General features: G+C 39.4%; 18 protein-coding genes and 2 riboswitches. Of the genes, 7 read left to right on the top strand and 11 right to left on the bottom strand.

Translation table 11 applies throughout. The annotated features are described in order from the left end of the window. The first annotated feature begins 122 nt into the window (after window positions 1-122). From QFZ31_RS24495 to QFZ31_RS24475, 5 genes are all read left to right on the top strand, one after another. Complete coding sequence (locus QFZ31_RS24495) at window positions 123-317, top strand: hypothetical protein (RefSeq protein ID WP_307307990.1); 195 nt, start codon at window positions 123-125, stop codon at window positions 315-317. A 228-nt stretch (window positions 318-545) separates the two neighbouring features. Continuing rightward, a riboswitch (SAM riboswitch) is annotated at window positions 546-645 on the top strand. 72 nt (window positions 646-717) lie between these two features. After that, window positions 718-819, top strand: a riboswitch (SAM riboswitch). A gap of 88 nt (window positions 820-907) precedes the next feature. Beyond that, window positions 908-1,939 carry a methionine ABC transporter ATP-binding protein gene (locus QFZ31_RS24490; RefSeq protein ID WP_307307988.1) on the top strand — a complete coding sequence of 344 codons (1,032 nt, stop codon included), beginning with the start codon at window positions 908-910 and terminating at the stop codon, window positions 1,937-1,939. Then, window positions 1,929-2,579: a methionine ABC transporter permease gene (locus QFZ31_RS24485; RefSeq protein WP_307307985.1), complete on the top strand. Its 651-nt coding sequence runs from the start codon at window positions 1,929-1,931 to the stop codon at window positions 2,577-2,579. The genes QFZ31_RS24490 and QFZ31_RS24485 overlap by 11 nt, the downstream gene beginning before the upstream one ends. 17 nt (window positions 2,580-2,596) lie before the next feature. Then, window positions 2,597-3,427 (top strand): MetQ/NlpA family ABC transporter substrate-binding protein, encoded by an 831-nt coding sequence (locus QFZ31_RS24480; RefSeq protein ID WP_307307982.1) that lies wholly within the window; start codon window positions 2,597-2,599, stop codon window positions 3,425-3,427. Window positions 3,428-3,451: 24 nt separating this feature from the next. Then, window positions 3,452-4,666, top strand: a complete 1,215-nt coding sequence (locus QFZ31_RS24475) for a M20 family metallopeptidase (RefSeq protein ID WP_307307979.1) — start codon at window positions 3,452-3,454, stop codon at window positions 4,664-4,666. Window positions 4,667-4,714: 48 nt separating this feature from the next. Here QFZ31_RS24475 and QFZ31_RS24470 read toward each other — a convergent pair whose 3' ends face one another. The 8 genes from QFZ31_RS24470 to QFZ31_RS24435 form a co-directional block, all read right to left on the bottom strand. Then, window positions 4,715-5,710, bottom strand: coding sequence for a LacI family DNA-binding transcriptional regulator (locus QFZ31_RS24470; RefSeq protein WP_307307976.1), 996 nt, complete (start codon window positions 5,708-5,710; stop codon window positions 4,715-4,717). A gap of 25 nt (window positions 5,711-5,735) precedes the next feature. Beyond that, a complete protein-coding gene (locus tag QFZ31_RS24465; protein WP_307307974.1) occupies window positions 5,736-6,635 on the bottom strand; it encodes a DMT family transporter in 900 nt (299 codons plus the stop codon). After that, window positions 6,636-8,318 carry an amylo-alpha-1,6-glucosidase gene (locus QFZ31_RS24460; RefSeq protein ID WP_307307972.1) on the bottom strand — a complete coding sequence of 561 codons (1,683 nt, stop codon included), beginning with the start codon at window positions 8,316-8,318 and terminating at the stop codon, window positions 6,636-6,638. 80 nt (window positions 8,319-8,398) lie between these two features. Continuing rightward, complete coding sequence (locus QFZ31_RS24455) at window positions 8,399-11,458, bottom strand: glycoside hydrolase family 2 TIM barrel-domain containing protein (protein WP_307307969.1); 3,060 nt, start codon at window positions 11,456-11,458, stop codon at window positions 8,399-8,401. A gap of 21 nt (window positions 11,459-11,479) precedes the next feature. Next, window positions 11,480-12,301: a carbohydrate ABC transporter permease gene (locus tag QFZ31_RS24450; RefSeq protein ID WP_179595074.1), complete on the bottom strand. Its 822-nt coding sequence runs from the start codon at window positions 12,299-12,301 to the stop codon at window positions 11,480-11,482. Beyond that, entirely contained in the window at window positions 12,298-13,236 is a 939-nt protein-coding gene (locus tag QFZ31_RS24445) for a carbohydrate ABC transporter permease (protein ID WP_307307964.1), read from the bottom strand. Before QFZ31_RS24445 ends, QFZ31_RS24450 begins: the two co-directional genes overlap by 4 nt. A gap of 100 nt (window positions 13,237-13,336) precedes the next feature. After that, window positions 13,337-14,575, bottom strand: a complete 1,239-nt coding sequence (locus tag QFZ31_RS24440) for an ABC transporter substrate-binding protein (RefSeq protein ID WP_307307962.1) — start codon at window positions 14,573-14,575, stop codon at window positions 13,337-13,339. A gap of 420 nt (window positions 14,576-14,995) precedes the next feature. Further along, complete coding sequence (locus tag QFZ31_RS24435; protein WP_307307960.1) at window positions 14,996-15,862, bottom strand: LysR family transcriptional regulator; 867 nt, start codon at window positions 15,860-15,862, stop codon at window positions 14,996-14,998. 124 nt (window positions 15,863-15,986) lie between these two features. Between QFZ31_RS24435 and QFZ31_RS24430 the strand changes: the two genes are divergently transcribed. Further along, on the top strand, window positions 15,987-16,688 hold the full coding sequence (locus QFZ31_RS24430) for a CoA transferase subunit A (RefSeq protein ID WP_307307958.1): 702 nt from the start codon (window positions 15,987-15,989) through the stop codon (window positions 16,686-16,688). Window positions 16,689-16,712: 24 nt separating this feature from the next. Continuing rightward, window positions 16,713-17,366, top strand: a complete 654-nt coding sequence (locus tag QFZ31_RS24425) for a CoA transferase subunit B (RefSeq protein WP_307307956.1) — start codon at window positions 16,713-16,715, stop codon at window positions 17,364-17,366. A 62-nt stretch (window positions 17,367-17,428) separates the two neighbouring features. Here QFZ31_RS24425 and QFZ31_RS24420 read toward each other — a convergent pair whose 3' ends face one another. The 3 genes from QFZ31_RS24420 to QFZ31_RS24410 all read right to left on the bottom strand — a co-directional run bounded on the left by QFZ31_RS24420 (window position 17,429) and on the right by QFZ31_RS24410 (window position 23,889). Further along, a complete protein-coding gene (locus tag QFZ31_RS24420) occupies window positions 17,429-19,237 on the bottom strand; it encodes an ABC transporter ATP-binding protein (RefSeq protein ID WP_307307954.1) in 1,809 nt (602 codons plus the stop codon). Window positions 19,238-19,245: 8 nt separating this feature from the next. Beyond that, on the bottom strand, window positions 19,246-21,000 hold the full coding sequence (locus QFZ31_RS24415) for an ABC transporter ATP-binding protein (RefSeq protein ID WP_307307950.1): 1,755 nt from the start codon (window positions 20,998-21,000) through the stop codon (window positions 19,246-19,248). A 222-nt stretch (window positions 21,001-21,222) separates the two neighbouring features. Beyond that, window positions 21,223-23,889 (bottom strand): endo-beta-N-acetylglucosaminidase, encoded by a 2,667-nt coding sequence (locus QFZ31_RS24410; protein WP_307307948.1) that lies wholly within the window; start codon window positions 23,887-23,889, stop codon window positions 21,223-21,225. Between the last annotated feature and the right edge of the window lie 94 nt (window positions 23,890-23,983).

Raw genomic sequence — 23,983 nt, 5'->3', positions numbered from 1 at the left:
CTGAACAGGAGGATTAAATTTCCAAAAATATAGTTATTTTTAACTGAATTGTTATTCTGGTAAATAAAATACTCCTTTAATGAATAGTAATGAATTAACCCCCAGAAAGGAGTGAATATGCAATGAGTATATTAGATCGCAGTCCGTTTTTATACTTCTTATGTATCCTTGCAGGTTTTGCCTTATTAAGGGTGGAGCTAACTGGATTCTTTGCACCGCTTAGTCCGTTAGTTCTCCTCATTGGTGTCATAGCTGTCCTTTTATTCTCACTTGTGTTAATCATCCATGGGGTCCTTTGTTTGGTAAAAAGAAGATAGTCGTTTAAAGTTCAAGAAAGAGAGCGAAAATCATCGCTCTCTTTTTCTTTTATTGTTTTAGCAAAGGCCAGCAATAAATTTTTTTAAATTTTAAAAATGCCTATATATAAGCGTTGGAAACGTTTTAAAACTAAATAATTAATTATTATTTTAAAAAGGGATTTGACTTTTCACTTTCTGTACAGTAAATTAATTAACAAGTTCAAAAAATGAATAAAGTAAAAATACTTCTTATCAAGAGAGGTTGAGGGACTGGCCCTATGACACCTCGGCAGCGGAATCATTGATTCTGTGCCAAATCCAGCAAGTGCGACTTGATAGATAAGAAGAGGACGCTGATTATTTCAATTTGCCCTCTTCTTTTATAAGAAGAGGGTTTTTACTTTTAACTGAATAATATTTCTTATCCAGAGAGGTTGAGGGACTGGCCCTATGACACCTCGGCAGCGGAATCATTGATTCTGTGCCAAATCCAGCAAGCAGCAGGCTTGGGAGATAAGAAGAGATTTTTGCGATTGCTTTGCAGCGGCATGCCCTCTTCTTATTTCCAGGAAGAGGGTTTTTTATTTTTTTAAAAGGGGAGATACACCATGATCGAATTTCAGAATCTTAAAAAGGTTTATGAAAGTGGCGGGCAGCAGGTTGCGGCACTGAATGGAATTGATTTGAAGATTAATAAGGGAGAGATTTTCGGAGTAATCGGGTTTAGCGGTGCCGGTAAAAGTTCTCTAATCCGCTGTGTAAACTTACTAGAGCGTCCGACTTCAGGTAGTGTAATTGTGGATGGTCATGACCTCACTTCTATGTCCGTCAAAGAAGTCAGGGAGATTAAGAAAAATATTGGAATGGTTTTTCAGCACTTTAATCTATTAAACTCAAAAACGGTTTTTGCCAATGTGGCAATGCCCCTTACATTAGCCAAAGTTTCCAAGGATGCGATTAAGAAACGCGTTCAGGAATTACTAGAATTTGTCGGGTTAGCCGACAAAGCGGATTATTATCCTGACCAGCTTTCAGGCGGGCAAAAGCAGCGAATTGGCATTGCAAGAGCCTTAGCAACACAGCCTTCGATTCTGCTTTGCGACGAGGCTACATCTGCACTAGATCCACAGACCACCAGTTCCATTTTACAGCTGTTGAAAAAAATCAATAAGGAATACAACATAACCATTCTAATCATTACCCATGAAATGGCGGTCATTAGAGAAATATGCGACCGAGTGGCAGTGATTGAATCCGGTAAAATTATTGAAGAAGGCACGGTGTTTAACGTCTTTTCATCTCCTAAAACGGAGACAGCAAAGAACTTTGTTAGCTCTGTCATGAACGACCAGATCCCGGATTCTATAAAAAATATCATCCAAAAACATGACGGAATGCAAAAGGTTTACCGAATTAACTTTGTAGGCAGTACAGCCGGTCAGCCCCTGCTCTCCGAACTTGCCAAACAGTTTGATATTCATATCAATGTCTTGTTCGGAACGATTACTGAGCTTCAAGGAACACCGTTTGGGAACTTAATTGTGGAGTTCCAAGGCTCTGATAAAGAAATCATCCGGGCATTAACCTACATCAACCAGAAGAAAATCAGCATAAAGGAAGTGACAGCACATGCTAGTTAACTCAGAGCAAATTATTTCTGCTTTAATTGAAACGGTCCAAATGGTTGCTTTTTCACTTTTGTTTTCAACCATCCTTGGACTGCCGCTGGGAATTTTGTTAGTCGTAACACGGAAAGGACATCTGCTTCAGAATCTTCCGGTTTTTAATGTATTGAATGGAATTATTAATATTTTCCGATCTGTGCCGTTTATTATTTTATTAGTGGCAATGATCCCCGTAACAAGACTGATTGTTGGAACTTCGATTGGAACCGCAGCAGCAGTTGTTCCTCTCGTTTTCTATGCAGGACCTTATATTGCTAGATTGATAGAGAATTCATTACTAGAGGTTGATCCTGGTGTCATTGAAGCAGCAGAGGCAATGGGCGCAACCCCATGGCAAATTATTAGTAAATTCCTCATTCCGGAAGCACTCAGCTCACTCGTTCTTGCCTTGACTATCGCGACCATTGGTCTTGTTGGTGCTTCGGCAATGGCTGGCGCTGTCGGCGGCGGTGGAATTGGAGATTTGGCGATTACATACGGCTACCAGCGTTTTGATACCGTTACGATGATGATTACTGTGGGAATTCTGATTGTGATCGTACAAGGTCTACAGTCATTTGGAAATATAGCAGCAAAAAAAATTAGACGAAGATAACTAGGAGGAAACATACGATGAAAAAACTTTTATTATCCATCATTATTGTTGCATTAGCCATTATTGGCGCTGGGTGCGCTGAGAAAACATCAGAGGGTAAAGAATCCACTACCGTTAAGCTTGGTGTTAGCGGAACCGATACACGCATTTGGGATTTTGTAGCGAAAAAGGCTGAAAAAGAAGGAATCAATATCGAAATCGTTTCATTTTCTGATTACGTTGCTCCCAACACTGCTCTAGCAGAAGACGAAATTGATGTTAATGCATTCCAAACGGTTGCTTATTTTGATGTATTTATTAAGGAACACAATTTAGACCTAGTGCCAATCGCGACTACCGTCCTTGCCCCAATGGGAATTTACTCTGAAAAATACAAAGATGTGAAAGACATTCCAGATGGTGCAAAGATTGCCCTTCCAAACGATGCATCCAATCAAGGCCGTGCATTATTACTTCTTCAAGAAGCTGGACTCATTGAATTACCAAAAGATTTCGATCCAAATGGTGATCTAACGCAAATTAAAGAAAACCCTAAAAACATTGAATTCGTTCCAATGGTACCAGCACAAACACCAAGAGCATTACCAGACGTTGCCGCTTCTGTGATCAATAACGGGATTGCCGGTGATGCAGGTCTTAGCCCATTAGAAGATGCTATTTTTGTTGAAAGTGAAACAGCGACTCCTTACCTCAATATTATTGCTGTCCAAGAAAAAGACAAAGACAACAAAACCTATAAGAGATTAGCAGAACTTTACCAATCTGAAGATACAGCAGAATTTATTGAAAAAGAGTACAAAGGCAACATGATTCCAACATTCGTGCCACTTAGCAATATAGGCTGGTAGTTTTCTAGAAAAGGTGGAGAAATGATGACAGTACCTACTAAATCCTTAACAGTATTAAAAGAAACAATCATTGAAAATGTAGAAAACAATAAAGAGCTTTACCTATCAACAAGCCATAAAATTCATGAAAACCCTGAAATCGGCAACGAAGAATTTTTTGCTTCTGCCCTTTTGACCGATATTCTTTTAAAAGAAGGCTTTGAGGTTGAAAAGGCGGTTGCCGGACATGAGACTTCATTTATTGCTCGTAAAAAGTCAGAAAAACCAGGTCCATCCATTGCATTCCTAGCTGAATACGATGCCCTCCCAGGCCTAGGACATGCCTGTGGACATAATATTATCGGAACCACTAGTGTTGCTGCAGCCATTGCCTTGAGTAAGGTTCTACAAGAAACAGGCGGAGAAGCAGTTGTATTCGGTACTCCGGCAGAAGAAGGCGGTCCAAACGGCAGTGCAAAAGGCAGCTTTGTTAAGCATGGACTAGTGAACGGAATTGACGCAGCACTAATGATCCACCCGAATAGTGAGACACGTCTAACTAGCTCATCTCTGGCTGTCGATCCACTAGACTTTGAGTTCATCGGAAAGCCTGCACATGCCTCGGCCAATCCGCATGAAGGAATTAATGCACTTGACGCAGTCATTCAGTTGTTTAATGGAATCAATGCCTTAAGGCAGCAGTTGCCGGGCGATGTACGGATTCATGGAATCATCACCCATGGCGGGGACGCACCAAATATTATCCCTGAATATGCAAAGGCACGATTTTACATCCGTGCTGCTACAAGAACTGGTTTGAACGAAGTTACACAAAGGGTAAAAGCAGTGGCTGAAGGTGCGGCATTAGCTACAGGGGCAAAGTTAAACGTTATTGCCTTCCAAAATGAAGTCGATAACCTTCTATTAAATAATAGTTATAATGCCGTATTCAAGGAAATCGTGGAAGAACTAGGTGAAACCGTGGTTGAAAGTGAAGACAAAGGCATCGGCTCAACTGATGCAGGAAACATCAGCCAGGTTGTCCCAACTATTCATCCTTATATCAAAATTGGTGCTAGCGACCTTATTGCACATACGATACCATTTAGAGAAGCAGCAGCCTCCCCTAAAGGAGACCAAGCTCTGATTACAGGTGCTAAAGCTCTTGCACTAACCGCGTTAAAACTGATTACAGACGCTGATACATTAACTCAAATCAAAGAAGAATTTAAAGAAAGAAAAGCAGCAGAATCCAAATAAAAAGACGCCCAGTGACATAACCTTGTCGCTGGGCGCTTGTGTTTAAATTTACTTTTTTGGTACTGAAGCACTTTCTCTTACAATTAACTTCGTATTGATGGTTATTTTTTTACTAACTTCCCTTTTTGAGGAAAGTCTTTCGACCAATAAGTCAACAGCTGTTTCACCCATAATTTCGGTATAAAGTTTAACCGTCGTTAGCGGTGGGACCATATATTGAGCTGTCGCCACATCGTTGAAGCCGACAATACTCAAGTCATCAGGGATTTTCACCCCAAGTTCATAGGCTGCTTTATAGCATCCAACGGCAATCGTATCATTGGCAACAAATACAGCAGTTGGCTTAGTTTCTGATGTTAACATTTCTCTTAGGTTGGTATAACCATCCTTCGGATCATATCCACCAATTTTAACTAATTCCTCTTTGAAAATATTTTTTTCTTTCAAGTAATTTTCAAAAACATCTTGCCTCAAATCTTTAAATCGATTCCCATACATATCTGTTTCGACGCCGCCAATAAAGCCAATATTCTCGTGGCCTAATTCTGTTAAATAGTTAAGAGCATTTCGGGTCGCAGAGTTGAAATCGATGACAACGGAGTCAAAATAATATTCGTCCGGATTTGAATCAACAAAGACACATGGTTTATTAAAACCTTTTATTTTTTCAATATCCTTGCTCTTAAAGGTTCCTAGGCATAAAATGCCATCAATCTTATTAAGATTCCCCTCATTGCCTTCCTTATCAATTCTGAAAAAATCAATGCTTCTGCTTTTTAACTTTTTTTCCAAGGCAACTCTTATCGACAAGTAGTAAGTATCAACTAATTCCTCCTCAAGTGAGAAAGAATCGTATAACCCTATTTTCCATTTGCTCTTTTGCTTCTTCTTCGGAACTACCACATAGGCTAATTCCTCAGCTGCTTCAAAAACCCTTTTTCTTGTTTCTGGAGAGACATTTAATGTTTCATCATAATTTAACACTCTTGAAACAGTAGTGATTGAAACATTAGCTAAATTGGCTATATCTTTTATTGTGGCCATTATTTCTCCCTGCCTGCTTGTTTTTTTATCTCGCTGTAATCCAATTACGTATTTCCTTTAATCTATTCTTTTTTAAAAAAGGTAATTTGGTCTCTGAAATGATGATGGCACCTAGAATAAGGATTGCGCCAAGCACCATTTTTATCGTCATTGCTTCATCCAAGATTGCAACGGAAAATACCATACCCCAAAATGATTCTGTTGAAAGAATAATCGCTGCCTTTGTTTCGGTAATCATTTTTTGAGCAACAGTTTGCAATAAATAGGCGATTGTCGTTGAAAAAACACCTAGATAAAGGAGCGAGAACAACCCTTCCTTTTCCATCACAACAGATGTTTCCCCTTTTAATACAACAACAATGCTCCCAATGATTGCCGCTGTTATCATTTGAATGAGTGTTAAGAGAATAGGATCTGAATCTTTAACATATTTCGCCGTATAGAAGATATGGAACGCAAATCCAAAGGCACAGCCTAGTGTCAACAAATCCCCAATATTTATGTCAGCTGAGAGTTTAAGTGATAATACCCCAACACCGATCATAGCTAAAATAGCGCCAACTAGTTCGTACATATCAATTTTTCGCTTATACATGACAAAGGCAATAAAAGGAACAATCACGACATTCACTGCTGTTAAAAAAGCATTTTTTGAAGGTGTTGTATATTGAAGGCCCACCGTTTGAAGCGCAAAGGCCAAATATAAAAAGATTCCCAATACTGCCCCTTTTATCATAGTACTTTTATCTATATTTTTCAGCTTTTTATGGAAAATTACACCCAAAATCAGAGTCCCTATAATAAACCTTCCAGCTAAAATCTGATAGGGAGTAAAGTGGTCCAATGCGATGGCGCTGGCAACAAATCCGCTTCCCCATATAATAGCTGTAATCGTAAGAGCGATTTCTCCAAAATACTTTTGCATTTAATCCCCCCTAAGTTGATCATCTAACAGCAGTAGAAATACACTTGATGTCCACGTGAAGGATGTATCTACTAATCCCTTACCAGTTACCGGATCAAAGTTTTCCGCCATCCCGCCAGTTAGCGTAAGGTTTAAAAACTTATTTCTAAGACGATTTCCGGTCTCTTCATAACCATTATTTTTTAACGCATCGATAAAAAGAAAGGTAACAGGAGCCCATATCGGACCGAGCCAATAACCGTTTTCCCGGTAATAGTTACTCGTTAGGCTTTCAGTAGCCAAGCCAAATTTTGTTTCAAAGTTGCCTTCAAGGTCAGACACTAAGCAATCCATTATGCTTTTATCCAAGCGATAGCCAATGATTACTGGAAGTCTTAAAATTAAACTGCTTCTGATTTCTATTTTCTCACCATTCTTGCCAACCCGCCCAAAAAAGCCATCTGCATCATAAAGTCTCTCAAGTAGTAGGTTAAATAAAGTGTCTGCTTGATTCTTAAATTGCTCTGCTTCCTCTTTTTCTCCCAACCTTTCTGCAAAGGAGGAGAGAATATCAAACGAACGAATTAAAAAACTAGCAAGATCTGGTGCTTCCACCGGCATCCCCACATGAAACAGGGAAGCATTATCCCAGCCAGAATCATTCCCATGTTTATAATGTGGCAGCCTGCCCTCGAAAGTACGATATTCTTTATAATAGGTCATGACTTTTTTCGTAGACTCATAAACCATTCTTAACCGCTTTTCGTCCTTAAAGTAGTCATTTTTCTCCATTAGCTGCTCATAGATATAAGCAAATATCGGCGGCTTGATACAATTGTAAGAAATGAACTTGTCATTCACAAAATCAGGATAGGCACCGGATACATCTTGAGTGTCCATGAAAATTTTTAATTGAGCAAAGCTGAGTTCAGGATACTTTTCGCCTAAATTCAATGCGTTAAAGCAATTATCCCATGACCAGATATTATACATCCACAGCTTTGACATATACATCGCATAATCCTTTAGAGCCCCATCCGCATGAACAACGCTCGACCATGTTATATAAGAAGCTCTTTCCAAGGAAGGCAGATATTCCGCTTGTGCATAACCCTTTCTCATGGAATCAAACCATTCTTTGTATAGAACTTCTACTTGTTCTTTCCCTCCTCTAAATGGAAGGTATTCTTTTTTTTGATAGACGGTTCGATAACTTTCAATCACGAAATGTCCATTTTTTAAGCGCATATCAATATAATCATTTCCAATAATATTCCATGGTGCATCCGCAACCATTTCACCATTGAGGTTAATGATCATTAATTTTAATTCCTTAGGATAGATGTGGTATTCGTACATTCCAGCTTCTAGTTCCATTAATGAATCATATTTCCCTTTTGTCGCTCTTAATCTAAGTTCCACATTCTGAACTTCAATATGGAGTTCATCCTCTTCAGGAATGATGATTTCAGCAACACGTTCCGATTGGTCCTTTAAATAGAAGGAAAGAGATACCTCTGAAGCACGTACTTCAAATTCATTTTCTACTCCATCTTTTACAATATCTATTTGAAAAAGCTTTGATGGTGCATCGTCCCCGCCATGAACGTCTCTTATATATACAGCATGAGAGTCCTTTTCTTCTGAGATACAAAAATAGGATCCAAACCGCGAAAAGGGTATTTCTTTAATATCTAATTTCATCCTATTTCTCCTTGTCATTTTAATCATCTATAGCTGTAACCTATTTCAAATAAGCAGGGTTTCCCCTGCCTTTTTAAAATTTATCTAACTCTGAAAAATTTACTCTCTTCTACTAAATCATCTTTAGGAATGCTCCTTACTTCCAGCCCGATTTCAAAGTCTTCTACTCCCACCCGATAGGCTGGAAGCTGTTCCTCACCGCAGCTATTACTTCCGAGTCCGCTTTGTCGATAATCTATGGTTAACTCATTGAATGGTGACTTTTTTATTTTCCCCCGGTGCATCGCGTCCTCCAATGCGTTTGTTTCATAATCATGGATGGTAAAATCCCTGATTTCTTTAAAGTTAAAGAGAATTGACTGATTCCCCTTTGATACTGCTAGGAAAGAGGTATCACATCTTGAGCCATTTTCCTGCGGATAAACATAATCGGTATGCATTTCCTCCACACTTTTATGGTAAAGGCCAATACTTTGGCTTCTTTTACTATCCTGATAACTTTCAGAATCGCCTCTCCCATACCAAGTTACATCATTATACTCTTTGTTAAGGTGCATCGTAATTCCGATTCTAGGCAGTAATTCAGGAATCTCTTTCCCTCTAATAATTTTAGAGCCTTTCAACTGAAGGTTTAACACACCCACCTGGTTGATCCGATAATGATAAGTCAAATGAAAGCCCCATGCTTGATTGACACTTGATAAATATTTATGGATTTCTATATCTGCAAAGTCTTCATTCATTTGATAATTAAACGAAACCAATTGCTCCTTTGCATTTTTTAAAAAGTATTTATTAATCCACGCGTCCTTCTTATACATATCATTATCAATAACCGCTCTCCAAAGTGTCAGTTCCGGACCTTTTTCGATAATTTCTTCCCCATTTAATTTATGGGATACAAGGACACCATAAACTTTAGAGAAAACCGTTTTAAAATGGTCATTCTCTAGCGTCAATTGACTAAAACTTTCATTGATGGAAATCATTGGTCCACCCCCATGCTTGCTTACAACTATTTTCTTCACCTTTGTTGCTTCTAGTAAAAAACTTTCACTAGTAATCAGATGACCGGCGTTTGCATATAAAGTATTCTCTGGTTCCGAGTAACTTAGTTTTATCCGAACATCATCATATTTTAAGGCTTCCAGAAGATTCAATGGCAACACTATTTCCATCTCTTCCTGTGCAGGGATATTTGGGAGAGTCATATTCTTTTCTTCTATTAATTGATCAAACGATTCTACCTTAATGTGCAACTGGATACCTTCTAGGTTTCTAAAATCATATCTGTTTATTAACCTTATCTTCAGCTGATTAAGGTCTACTGCTTCCGTTACAATCGGTTCAATAACCTTTTTGTACTCAATCAGCCCAGGTGATGGTGTCCGGTCTGGGAATACGAGCCCATCAATACAGAAGTTTCCATTCGTAGGGAAATCTCCATAATTCCCTCCATATAGGTAATAGACATTTCCATCTTCATCAACACTTTCGATTCCATGGTCATACCATTCCCATACGAATCCGCCTTGTAAACGAGGATATTTCCTCATCACTTCTTGATATTCTGTCAGCCCGCCAGGTCCATTTCCCATCGCATGGCCATATTCACATAAAATATGCGGCTTTTTCCCTTCAGAATCCTGCCCAATTTCTTCAAGCGCCTTTAGTCTCGTGTACATCGTCGTATATATGTCACTGTAGGCAGCATGTCGATCTCCCTCATAATGTATCAATCTAGTAGAATCAATTTCTTTTATCGCTTGATACATAGCAGTGAAGTTTCTACCTTGACCAGATTCATTGCCTAAAGACCAAATAATGATACTTGGATGATTTCGATCTCTTTTCACCATTCTAACTGCACGATCGACATACTGTTTTTCCCATAATTCATTGTCACTGATCCAATTATAATTCCCTGTGTTTTCAAAGCCATGGCACTCAAGATCTGCTTCATCAATAACATAGAGTCCATATTCATCACACAGATCATAAAAAACATCATTATTCGGATAATGGGCGGTTCTTACAGCATTTACATTATGCTGCTTCATTAATAGTACATCCTGAAGCATATCCTGATAGGTTACGGTTCTGCCCATTCTCGGATTAAAATCATGGCGATTTACACCATTAAAGAAGATTCTTCTTCCGTTCACTCTGATTTCATTTTCAATAATATCGATTGATCTTACTCCAAATCGCAACGGAACAATTTCTTTTTCACCACTAGCTAATTCATACTCCAAAATAGCCATATAGAGATTTGGTTCCTCAGCATTCCATAATAATGGATCCACCATTTCTCTTAGCACCTGGAATTCGCCATTAACCACTTTTACAAGGAAGAAATCTACCTCATTCTCTCCTTGACAAAGCTTCACCTTCACTGCTTGAATTTCACTCGTGAAAAACTTTCCGGTTACTTTTAACGTAAAATCTTTAAAATCTGCATCCGGCAATGTTTCGATGAAAACATCTTGAAGTGTATCTTTATTCACTCTATAAAGTTCCACACTTCTAAAAATTCCTGAAAGCCACCACATATCCTGGTCTTCTAAGTAGGTTCCGTCTGAATACTGGTAAACTCTAACTGTAAATCTATTTTTTCCATTTCGGACGTACTCAGTAAGATCAAACTCTGATGGCATTCTTGAGCCTTTACTGTAGCCTGCATGATGACCATTTACATAGAGATCGAAAGCAGAATCAACACCGTTAAATTTAACGATGATTTTTTCTTCTTCCTTTATATCTTCTAGATGAACTTCTCTAAAATAGATTCCTGTTGGATTATCCTGCGGTACAAATGGCGGGTTAATGGGAAAAGGGTATAGTACATCTGTATAATGCATATTTCCATATCCCTGTAATTGCCAGCAAGATGGCACAGTGATATCATCTAAATCTTCAATTTCGAATTCCTCAGTTTCAAAGTTAACTGGGGAAAATTCAGGAGCTTCCAAAAATAGAAACTTCCACTCACCATCAAGTGACAAATATCCCTTACTCATTTCTTTTTTATATTGTAATGCCTCATCAAACGCACCGTATCTGTAAAAATCAGTGTGTGCAGGAAGCCTGTGTAGTGCTGTAAGATGGATATTTTCCCATCTTTTCATTTCACGTTGCATGTTTTCTTCCTCCGAACTTTATTACTTGATAGAGCCGCTAATTCCTTCAACAATGTATTTCTGCGCAAAGGCAAAAACGATGACTGGCGGAATGATCATAACGAGTGTCATTGCCATAATGGGAATAATTTGAAGCTCATGTACGCCTTGGAATGAAGCTAAACCAAGTGCCATCGTATATTTGGATTGGTCATTCAAATAAATAAGCGGACCTAAGTAGTCGTTCCAAACCAAAATGATATTTAGTACAGCAATCAATGTTAATGGAGCCTTCATGATAGGTAAGAAAATTTTATAAAAGATTTGGAACTCGTTTGCTCCATCGATTCTGGCTGCATTCTCTAAATCTTTAGGAATATTCATTAAAAACTGCCTTAGCAAAAAGATATTATAAGCTGAGCCGAAGAAGGCAGGGACAATCAATGGTTTTAACGTATTGATCCAGCCAAACATATTAAATTCCATATAAAGCGGAATCATCGTAACATCCCATGGAATCATCATCGTTGATAAAAGCAACATAAAAAGAATGTTTTTATATTTAAAGTCATATCTAGCAAAACCATACGCAACCAAGGAACAGGAGATAAGCTGACCAATTGTTGTCAATACGGTTACAATCATAGAGTTCTTAAAATACGTACCAAATGGCTGGCTATTCCAAGCATCGATAAAATTGCTTAAAAGTGGTACATCAGGCACGAATTTAGGTGGAAAGCTAAATACTTCTGCTTCTGATTTAATCGCTGTGATAAATGCCCATATAAAAGGAAATAGAAAATAGAGCGAAAAAAGGACAAGAATACTGTAAACAATGATTTTATGTTTTCGGGTTATCTTCATTTTCTTTTCCTGCCCTTTCTTTCCTTTTTCACTTCAGCCTCATAAAATACCCACGCAGAGGACGACTTAAAGATTAACATCGTCAACAGCAGGATGATAATAAACATAAACCAAGCATTTGCACTCGCATAACCGAGTTCATGATGTTTAAATGCATTGTTATAAACGAATAGTCCATAGAAATACGTCGATTTTAAAGGTCCGCCACCTGTTAATAACAACACTAACGTTAATTGCTGTAATGCGGCGATAACAGATGTGATGACATTAAATAAAATGGTTGGTGTAATGGTTGGAATGGTAATACTAATAAATTGTCTGATAGGACCCGCACCATCAATGGATGCAGCTTCATACATTTCATAAGGAATTCCTTTAATATCGGTATAAAAAATCAACATCATCGTCCCGACGCCCCAAGCACTTGCAATTACAATCGTTATGATTGCCCACTTAGGGTCAATAAGCCAGTCTGGTCCTTCAATTCCAAGCAAAGATAATATATAATTTAAAACTCCATATTCAGAGTTAAACATCCAACCCCATATAATGGACACTGCTACACCGGATACAACTGCCGGCAGATAGAAGATTGTCCTAAATATCTTAATTCCTTTAATTGGCTGAGTGATAAGGAGTGCGAGCACCAAAGCAACTAAGAGGTTTAATGGCACAAATATTAAGGCGAATTTCAAGGTGATCACGAGCGAATCATAAAATTGTGGATCAGCCGTAAACATCGTTTTAAAGTTATCAAAGCCAATAAACTTCGCTTCACCGGCAATCGGCCAATCAAACAAACTCATGATTAATGAAAAAACCAAAGGTCCTAAAGTGAAAACAATAAAACCGATGATCCACGGTAAAATAAATAAAAATGGCACTCTTTTACGGACTAATGTGAATTTTTTTGGTTTGTTCTTTTTAGTAAACATATATTTCCCTCTTAATGGTGTGACCTTTTTGAATCCGACAGATTATTTAAAAAAATGAGAATATATCATGCTGCCATGATATATTCTCACTGGCAATATCTTACTTAGCTACACTATTTAAAGCTTCTTTAGGATCAACACGAGTACTTGGATTAAAGATTTGTTCAAACACTAAACTTAAATCGTCAGATAGTTTACTCCAGTCTTCTGTTACAAACGATGTTGGTGTATATCCTTCACTTTGTTCTAGCATGTTGTAGAATACTTTCTTAATTGGATCTTCTTGGAGCTTTTCTGATTCAACTACACTTTTTAATACTGGAAGTTCAAAGGATAGTCGTGCTTTATTTGCTTGTTCGCCTGTCCAAAATTCCATAAATTTAAAGGCAGCTTCTTTGTATTTAGAATCCTTGGACATTGCAATACCAGAAGAACTTACGATACTAGCACTTGGATTATTACCAAACGCAGGGATTTCAACAACTCCATAGTTGATTCCAGCTTCTGTAAAAGCGGAAAGGTACCAGGCACCGTTAATAAACATACCTACTTTGCCTGATTTCATTTCAGTATCACCCCAGCCTTCTGTGGTAATCGCAATACCCTCTTCCAGCATATTTTGGAACATTTTAAACGTCTCAATTGATTTCTTTGAATTCAAATTGCCATCTAATTTACCTTTATTATCTACATAAGAAGCACCATTCCCCCATAAATACATCTCAAAATCATATGGGTCAGGTTGACCTGGGAAAGCAAATCCAGTAATTTTCTTATCCTTATTCGTTAGTTTCTTAGCTGCAGCTTGTAGATCTTCCCATGTCCAACCAGCTTGTGGATACTCAAGCCCTGCTGCGTCAAATAAATCTTTATTATAGTAAACAACATGTGTCGTATAACCTACAGGAAGACCGTAAATATCCTCTCCAACGGAGTTATAGTTCCATAATGCTTCATAGAAGTTACTCTTGTACTCTTCCCCTCTATCCTTAATATAAGAATCAAGCGGTTCTAGAGCATCTTTATATTGCGGATAATTCCACATATACATGATATCCGGAGCGTCCTTAGCACCAATTCCTGCAGTAATCTTCGTGTCATAATCGCCGCCGTAAGCTTCCAAAACTACTTCGATATCGCTATTTTTCGCATTAAATTCATCGATTAATCCTTGTTGCAACTCGACATCGTCACCAACATCCCACGTTGCAAACCTTAACTTTACTTTCCCATCCTCCGCTTTCTCTCCGTTTGTATCGGATGAACTGCAAGCGGATAACAGCAGTGTGGCTACAATAGTAAAAAGGAAAAACAATTTCATTCTCTTTGGTACGTTCATTCTATCCCTCCTAGTAGTTTATAGGATTATTATAATGACAGTTTTACTAAAAGTAAATGCTTTCATTTAATATTTTACTAAAAATGTTTTTATATATTTATAATAGTCAAATTCTTTAGTTTGGTAGAATTATACTCTGTTATCACAGTAAAATATGAACAATTCTAGGATTTTTAGTAGTATTTCTTGGAACATAGGGTAAAATCATTCAATTTTTACATATATATCTCAGTAAACAAATTACCAATCAATTTTAGTAAAAATTGATATTATAAAGGAGAGTTTTACCTAACACATAAAACCACCCGGGAAGCATATCCATATTTTTACTAAATGAGCACAAAATAAAAAAGGCGATTTCAGTCTAGAACTGAAAGTCACCTTTTTTAAATCTTTTACTCCAAGTTTGGGCAATCCATTTTAAAACATCTTTAATACCTCTCTCAAGGTAAACGAGTGGTATGCATCCTTTTTCGTGATAATGCCAAGTCTCCAGTACAATGTTGGCTCTGCAAGTGGGACGATATGAACATTAGGATTATTTTGTTTACTGTAAATAGACTTTGGCAGCAATGTTACGCCAAACTGTGAAGAAACAAGCTCTAGTATTAAGTCCCACTGTGAACTCTGATAAGAGACCTCCGGAATAAAACCTGCCTCTATACAAACATTTTTAATATAGTCATGCAGCGTAAACTCATCTGAAAAAAGAATAAACTTCTCTTCTTTTAACTCACTGATTTCAACGGTGTTTCTTTTAGCCATCAGGTGGTTTTTTTGTACATAAAGAACAAATTCATCTGTGATGAATGGCTGCACATTAAACTTTGATGTGTCAGCTGGCAGTACGATTATGCCGAGGTCGACCTGTCCGTTTTCAACAAGCTGACCGATAAGTTTTGCACCTCTTTCCACTAAATGCAGAGAAACGTTAGGGTATTTTTCCTGAACCCGCATCGCTATAGTTGGAAAAAACAATGTGCCAATTAGCGGTGGAATCCCTATTCTAATTTCACCAGATGTAACATTCTTTAAGTCGTCAAGAAGGTTGGTGATCTCAGACAGTGACTCCACTGCCTTTTGTGCTTGCTCATAAACAATCTGTCCGGCATCTGTCAAACGTAAATGACGGGTGGAGCGGTCGAACAATTCTACGTTCAATTCTTCCTCTAGCTTTTTTACTGCCTTACTGAAAGAAGGCTGTGAAAGATAGGAATGTGCCGCCGCTTTTGTAAAACTTTGATGAATCACTACTTCAATAAAAGACCTTAAATCGCGAAGTTCCACAGGTTGCTCCCCCATTTATTCCAGATATTCATATTATTTATTCTTTTTATGTATTTTACTTATAAATAAACGGCATGTAAACTAGTAGGTAATAGAATATTCAGACTAAAAGGGGAGAATATTGATGAAATCTAGTAAATTAGTTACCTCATTTTCGGAAGCGGTTTCAGACATTCAGGATGGTGCGACTTTAATTGTCGGCGGGTTTGGTTTATGTGGCATCCCAGAACATGCGATTCAAGCTTTAAAGGAACAAGGAACAAAAGATTTAACGGTAGTCAGTAACAACTGCGGGGTTGATGACTGGGGTTTAGGTCTGCTCCTAGCAAACAAGCAAATTAAGAAAATGGTGTCATCGTATGTTGGAGAAAACAAAATTTTCGAACAGCAATTTTTGAGTGGTGAACTAGAGGTAGAATTGACACCACAAGGCACCCTTGCAGAGCGTATACGAGCTGGCGGTGCAGGGATTCCAGGGTTTTATACAGCAACAGGTATTGGAACCCCGATTGCAGAAGGAAAAGAAGTAAAGGAATTTGATGGAAAAACCTATCTGCTTGAACGCGGAATTGTTGGGGACTTTGCGCTTGTGAAAGCATGGAAAGCGGATACCCTTGGCAACCTCGTTTACCGTAAAACATCACGCAATTTCAATCCACTCGCAGCGATGGCAGGCAAAATTACGATTGCAGAAGTGGAAGAAATCGTTGAGGCGGGAGAGCTGGATCCAGATGAAATCCACACACCAGGAATTTACGTACAGCGTATTTTAGTTGGCACCAACTATCAAAAACGCATTGAGCGCCGGACAGTTGTTCAGGCATAATACGATAAAAAGGAGCGGATGAAAATGAGTGACACTCGTTTAACAATTGTAAAAAGAGCGGTGCAGGAAATTAAGGATGGAATGAATGTTAACCTTGGAATCGGAATGCCGACACTTGTAGCAAATGAGATTCCTCAGGATTTCAACGTATTATTACAGTCAGAAAATGGACTGCTAGGTATTGGTCCTTACCCGATAGATGGTCAGGAAGATCCTGATTTGATTAATGCAGGAAAAGAAACGATTACAACCGTTCCGGGATCTTCTTTTTTTGATAGTGCTGAATCCTTTGCGATGATTCGCGGCGGCCATATTGATCTTGCCATCCTTGGCGGCATGGAAGTGTCCGAAAACGGCGACCTGGCTAACTGGATGATTCCAGGAAAGATGGTCAAAGGAATGGGCGGGGCGATGGATCTTGTTAATGGAGCCAAACGGGTGGTTGTTATAATGGAGCACGTCAATAAACACGGTGAATCGAAAATTAAGAGAGAATGCACTCTTCCACTAACCGGAAAACAAGTGGTACATCGCCTCATTACCGATCTTGCCGTCTTTGACTTTACACCAGAAGGTATGGTCCTTATTGAGACAGCTAGTGGAGTTAGTGTCGAGGAAGTAAAACAAAAAACGGAAGCCACATTCATAGTTTCAGAACTACTTACAGAAGTACAATAGATCAAAAAAGACGATTCGATGGGGACGAATCGTCTTTTTGTTGCCTACTTTAAGCGGTGCTTTTACATCTTGTATTGCGCCCTTACCAATTCATAGTAAACCCCTTGCTTCTCCATTAATTGCTCATGATTCCCCTGCTCCAGAATTTCCCCATGGTCTAGGACAATAATCTTGTCTGCCTCCCTAATGGTTGAGAGCCTGTGTGCAATCATAATCGCTGTTCTTCCTTTTAACAAAGTCCTTAGTGCATTTTGTATCTTAACTTCGGTCTCTGTATCAATACTAGCAGTTGCTTCATCAAGGATTAGAATTTTTGGATAAGCTAAGAGTGCCCTCGCGAAGGAGAGCAGCTGCCGTTCTCCAACAGACAGAACATTCCCCCGCTCTTCCACCTCTGTTTGATAGCCATTGGAAAGCTTAGTAATGAATGTGTCTGCCCCTACCGCTTGTGCTGCGGCAATTACTTCTTCATCACTCGCCCGTGGATTCCCAAACCGAATGTTTTCCATAATAGTCCCTGAAAAGATAAATGTATCCTGCAGGACCACACTAATTTGTGAACGGAGATTTGCAATAGACAGTTCTTGAATCGGATGGTTATCAATCTTGACCACACCTGCAGTCGCATCATAAAATCGGCTGACTAAATTCGCAATGGTCGTCTTCCCAGAGCCCGTGTGCCCAACAAGTGCTGCTGTCTCACCTGCTTTGATAGAAAAAGAAACGCCGTTTAACGCTTTTCGGTCAGAATTATAGGAGAACTCTACATCCTCAAAATCAATATTTCCTTGGATGGAAGGAAGCACCAATGGTTTAGCTGCCTCTGCCACCAAAGGCCGTTCATCTAAGAATTCAAATATCCGCTCCGATGACGCCATTCCAATCAAAAGTTGGTTATACAACTGACCCAGCCTGGAAATTGGCTCCCAGAACATTCCTAAATAAAAGGCAAAGGAGACAAATTCTCCAATGGTACATTCCCCATTCATGATAAGAACCGCCCCATACCAGATGAGTATAGCTGTTCCGATAGCATTTGTTATTTCAACAAATGGGCCAAACATGGCATTTTTTCGGACCGCCTGCTGCCATGTTTCGAAGTTATCCTTGTTCATCTCCTTAAAGAATTGGTTGTTTTCTGATTCCTGTGTAAATGTCTGTGTAACACGAATGCCTTGAATACTTTCATTTAAATGTGAGTTTATCTTTGACTGGATTAAACGCACCTGCTGCCAAGACAGGCGGATTTTTTTGCGCAAGTTTGTAGAGATGAAAAACATGATCGGCAGGATGACCATGATGGCAATCGTAAGTTTCGCATTGATTGAAAACAAAATAAAAATAGTGGCAATCAATAAGAGAAAATCCGTTAATAGATTGATAACCCCGTTTGTAAACAACTCCTGCAAGGAGTTAATGTCATTCATTATCCTCACAAGAATAGACCCGGCTGAGCGCTGGTCAAAGAATCGGTGGGATAAGGACTGTACATGTGTAAATAAATGTTTGCGCAAATCATAAATGACATTTTGCCCCAGCTGGTTCATCCAGCGGATCCTTAATGCATTGACGATATAGGACAATACATATAACCCGGCAATGATACTTACAAGCTGAATTAACAGATTTGTATCTTTTTCAATGAGTGCGCGGTCAAGGGTATACACCCCAATTAATATCGGAATAAGTAAACGGATCGCTGCTGAAATGATTACCGTCATGAACGAAAGCGGCAGTAAATTCTTTGCATAAGGTTTTATATATTGTAATAACCGCCACATTTGTTTCCAGTTAAATGATTTATCAATCACCTGATCCTGTGAGTAGTGAAAACGCTCCAATATTTGTTTTTTCCTCTGAATTTCTTCCATATTTTCACCTACCTTGCTGCATTCTGCATAATGGTCTTTTGGTCCTGATATTGAATATCATAAATTCTTCGATATGCTCCATTACTAGCGAGAAGCTGCTCATGTGTTCCCCGTTCAACAATGCTTCCATTGTCCAATACCAAGATTTCATCTGCATGCTGCAGCGAAGAAATACGGTGGGCAATAATAAAGGTTGTTCTCCCCTTCATGACTTCTTGAAGTGCTTGTTGAATGTGAAATTCTGTTTCCATGTCCACAGCGCTTGTGGCATCATCTAAGATGAGAATACTTGGATTCGTACAGATGGCACGGGCGATGGCAATCCGCTGCTTTTGCCCCCCAGAAAGACCCATTCCCCTCTCCCCTAGCATCGTGTTATATCCATCTGGGAGCTCCATAATAAAGTCATGAGCATCGGCACGTTTAGCCGCATCGGTAATTTCTTCCATTGATGCCTCCGGGTTCCCATAAGCAATATTTGCTTTAACAGTTGATGAAAAGAGAAAGGTCTCCTGCAATACTACTCCAATCTGGGATCTTAAGGTCTTTAACCGATATTCCTTAATTTGCCGGCCATCGATTAGAATATCCCCGCTCGTCGGTTCGTAAAAGCGTGACAGAAGCTGTATAATGCTGGTCTTTCCAGCACCAGTGGCTCCAATTAAACCTATGGTTGAACCTGAAGGTGCCTCGAAACTGATCTGACAGAGAGCGTGTGTATCCTCATTTTGATACTGAAAGGTTACATTCTGAAATACAACATGACCATCAATTTTTTCGCTGCTCCTTACATCTTCTTCATCAAAAATCGTTTCCTTGGCTTCTAAGATTTCTAAGAGCCTCTCACCGGAAGCCTTCGCCTGAGAAAACATATTAATGGTGAAACCGAGATGCATAATCGGCCATAAAATATACCAAATAAGGCTGTAAAATGCGACAAGTTCACCTGGTTTTAAGCTGCCATTGATGACTTGATAGCCGCCGAAACCAAGTAGTAGTACAACTGAAATATTCCCAATTAACTCCATCAGTGGGAAGTATTTCGCCCAAATGGAAGCGGTATAAAGCTGTTTGCTCCTGTAGTCTTGATTGGACTGATTAAACCGTTCAATCTCCACCTGCTCTTTGGATAAAGCTTTAACGGTATGGATGCCGCTGATATTTTCTTGTACCTTTGTATTTAAGCGCCCAAATGATTCGCGAATTCCACGAAAAGCGGGATGTACAGCTTTGTCGAATTTGTACACCGCAATGCTAATAAACGGTAAAGCCATAATGGTAACCAAAGTAAGGGAAACAGAATAGTAAAACATCACACATAAACTGGCTCCTACTACAATGACAAAACGCAGAACCTCCGCAAAACCGAATGATACAAAAAAACGAAAACCTTCAACATCTGCGGTTAAACGAGACATTAAATCTCCTGTCTTTGCATTATCATAGTAGCTAAATGACAATCGCTGCAGTTTCTCATACAGGGCATTTCGCAAACTATACACGGATTTAATGCCAAACATATCCGCTAAATAATGCTGAATGAAGGCAGACAATCCTTTGACTGCCATCACCACGATAAATCCTAAGGAAATCCATGGCACCCAGCTATATTGCCCGCCTAGCACTACTTCATCAATGGTCAACTGCAAAATAATTGGATAAACCACCGTTATCCCAGCCATAATCATTAAAAAGAGCGTTGACCAGATGAAATCCTTTTTATAAGGAAGATAGAACGACTTTAATTTTTTAAAAACTGACATTGCTTCCTCCTCTTTGAGATAAAATTCATACCTTTAATCATATAATGAAAACCCCAAATATATTTCGGTATTTTAATATTTCAGTATCCGAAATTTTTAACAATGTTAAACTTGGCTGTTGATTTGTCTGCGTAGGAGCCGCAAACTTTGAACATTTAAAAAAAGGGCAGTCCCCCGCTGGATAAAAGCAGCGAAGGCCCAACCCCTTACAGATATCGGAAACTATTTTTGAAATCCATGAACCTCGAAATCATAAATTCTTGCAGCTTGGTCGCCGCCTTGTGTTGGCTTGTCAGTCCATAATCGGACATAGCGTGCATTTGTCAAGGTGATGCTGTGTTCTGAGACAGCCCCTGTATTATCTGTTACCTTCACTTCCTCTGTCCAGTTTTCCCCGTCCGTACTAACTTCAATTCTGAATGCCTGGGTATTAAAGGCACCCGGCTCCCCGCCTGCTTGTGCATGGCGAACAACGAATTTTGAAATAGCATATTGACCGCCAAGATCCACCTTTAGCCAATGAGGGGCATCCCCTAATGCGCACCATTTACTTTTTACGTTCCCGTCAAAAGCATATTGTGCCGCTTCACTTGGAGCACATTGTCCGCTCGCAATGGCAATCTTATTCAACGCAACATTTTTAATATCCTTGGCAGCTTCGGAAATGGTAATCATTGCTTCTTTTGTCAGGACACTTTCACCCTCACTGTTTTTCGCGATTAGGGTAACAGGGTAAACGCCTTCTTTCTCATAGGTGACAACCGGGTTTTCCTCCATGCTCACAGACGGTGTTCCACCTTCAAAATGCCATTCCACAGCTTCCGTTACCTCTGAAGATGCATTGTAAAATTGAATCTTCTCTCCCGGTGCCGCTACCGTTTGATCCGCCCCGAAATCTGCTTCTGGCTTTGGATATGGCGGCCATTCAAATGTAACAGTGGTAGGCTTGCTTCGTTTGAATTCTTGGTTCACCGCAACAATTTCTAAATTGGTGCTAGTTTCTTTCCCATCCCTCCTTAAATTGGAAAGGAAATACACCTGATTCGGTGTAGCACCGACAAATTCCTTCTCATTGTTTGGCAGCATCCGGTAAATTTCATAGTGACTCACATCGGAAGCAGACGGCTCCCAAGCAAGCGCGACATCTGCATAAATCCCTTTGGTAAACTCAATCTTACTTACCTTTCCTTGCTTTGGAGAATGAATAGCATTATGCTTCTCTTGCTTGTTATAAACCTTGATTTCTCCAATATTTGTTGTAAAATCTTTCACCTCGTTGTCACTTTCAATTAAAAGCGAGATAGCTGCAATGTTTTTACCGCTAAATTTTTTCAGTTTAACCGAATCGGTTATCCATTGATTAAGACTTTGTTTTTTCACATCGAAATAGATAAATTGATTAGGAGTGTCGATGAAACTGACACCAAGCTTCATGTTTGGCTTTTTTAAATCTGTCTTGTACGTCAGTGCGATTTCCGTATCCTCTTGAATCGGCAGATTGGTTTTATAAAGTTTAATATGTGTTGGATTGTTTGCATCAATGGCCCCTGAAAGCTTTAATGAGCTTCCGCCGTAATAAGAAGTTTCCCAATCAAAATCAACGTGAACAGCTTGTCCGCCCTCTTTCAGCCAGCGCCATGTCGGGAGAATATCCTGCAGGCTGCGGTTATTCCATGACTGTTCGCTTACCTGCTTCCCATCGACAGCGAAAAACTTGCCGCTTCCTGTATTAAAATGAGTGACGAATGGCAATTTCTCAATGGCGGTTCTGGCCGTGAAATAATGTGCCATTCCTTTCCACGCACCGTTATCATTTGTTGAGGCAGGATTTGCGGATTTGCCAACCCAGAATTCATTTTCCTTTTGATAAAACTGTTCCATTGTTTCAGATGTTTTAAAAGCCCAGTCCGGACGATAAATTCCTAAAGATGTTATAGGTGCTTTGCCCTCAGGGAAGATTCCCTGCCATGGAATATTTGTGCTTGTTCCATTCGCTTCCACATCAATCCCAGTAAACAAGTCATATGGGCTTCTGCCGAGTTCCTTCGCTTTTGCAGCGGATGATTGCTGATCGCGCCACCAAAAGTTTAAAAACATGCTGTCAGAAACACGTTTGTTGCCATCCTGTAAAAAGCTGCTATTTTTATCCGTTAAAGCATTTTGCCAATTGATCTGACCATCCTTCGTCATCGAATCGTACCACATAATTTGCATATCTTTCTGTTTATGTTTTTGAAGATACACTAGGAATTCCTGCATTTTTTCAGCAGTCTGAGCGTTTACGCCTTCGGTTTCTTGGTTAATGAACCAGCCGTCAAACCCATAGTAGTTTGCAACTTCTAACAGCTTGTCCGCTGCCGGGAAGGATCCATCAGCCCGCTGAGCAAGCATTTGGTTGACCCATTCAGCCTTTCCGCCATAAACAGTAGGAGGGAAGAAAACGTTTCCTAAAATCGGTACGCCGTTTTTATGGGCAGCGTCAATCACATCTCCACTTGGCGGCACAATAATGCCTTCACCGGCAGAGCCAGCCCAGTACACCATGAGATCAACGTACTGCCAATAACTAAAGGTATTTGCATAAAAATCCCTCCCGCCTTGAGAAGGCACCCCGCTCGTCGTAGGGTTTAAAGCAGACAAAGCCACTAACTTTGCATCAGATTGTGCATGGTCATTGACTTTGTATAACACTTCCCGTTTGGCCAGTGGAATCTGGCTGCGGTTAAACACAGCGCTTGGATCCTTCTCTGGAGTCCAGTTTAATAGTTGTTCGGGATACCAGTAAGATGATTCTGGTTGTTTTGCAAAGCTTGCATTCGGCCATAACAGGATGAAACACATGCCGAAAAAGACAGCCATCAACAATTGGCTTTTCTTCAAATCAATCATTTTCCATCTCTCCTATTCTAGTTTTTATATTGAAGCTTTTTTGAGCGGGCTTCCTTCTACCCTTACCATCCCTATTAAGATATGGATAGCGCTG

Origin of the sequence: Neobacillus niacini, assembly GCF_030817595.1 — a bacterium.
GTDB classification, from domain to species: Bacteria; Bacillota; Bacilli; order Bacillales; family Cytobacillaceae; genus Neobacillus; species Neobacillus niacini_G.
This window is presented reverse-complemented; position numbering and strand designations above follow the sequence as displayed.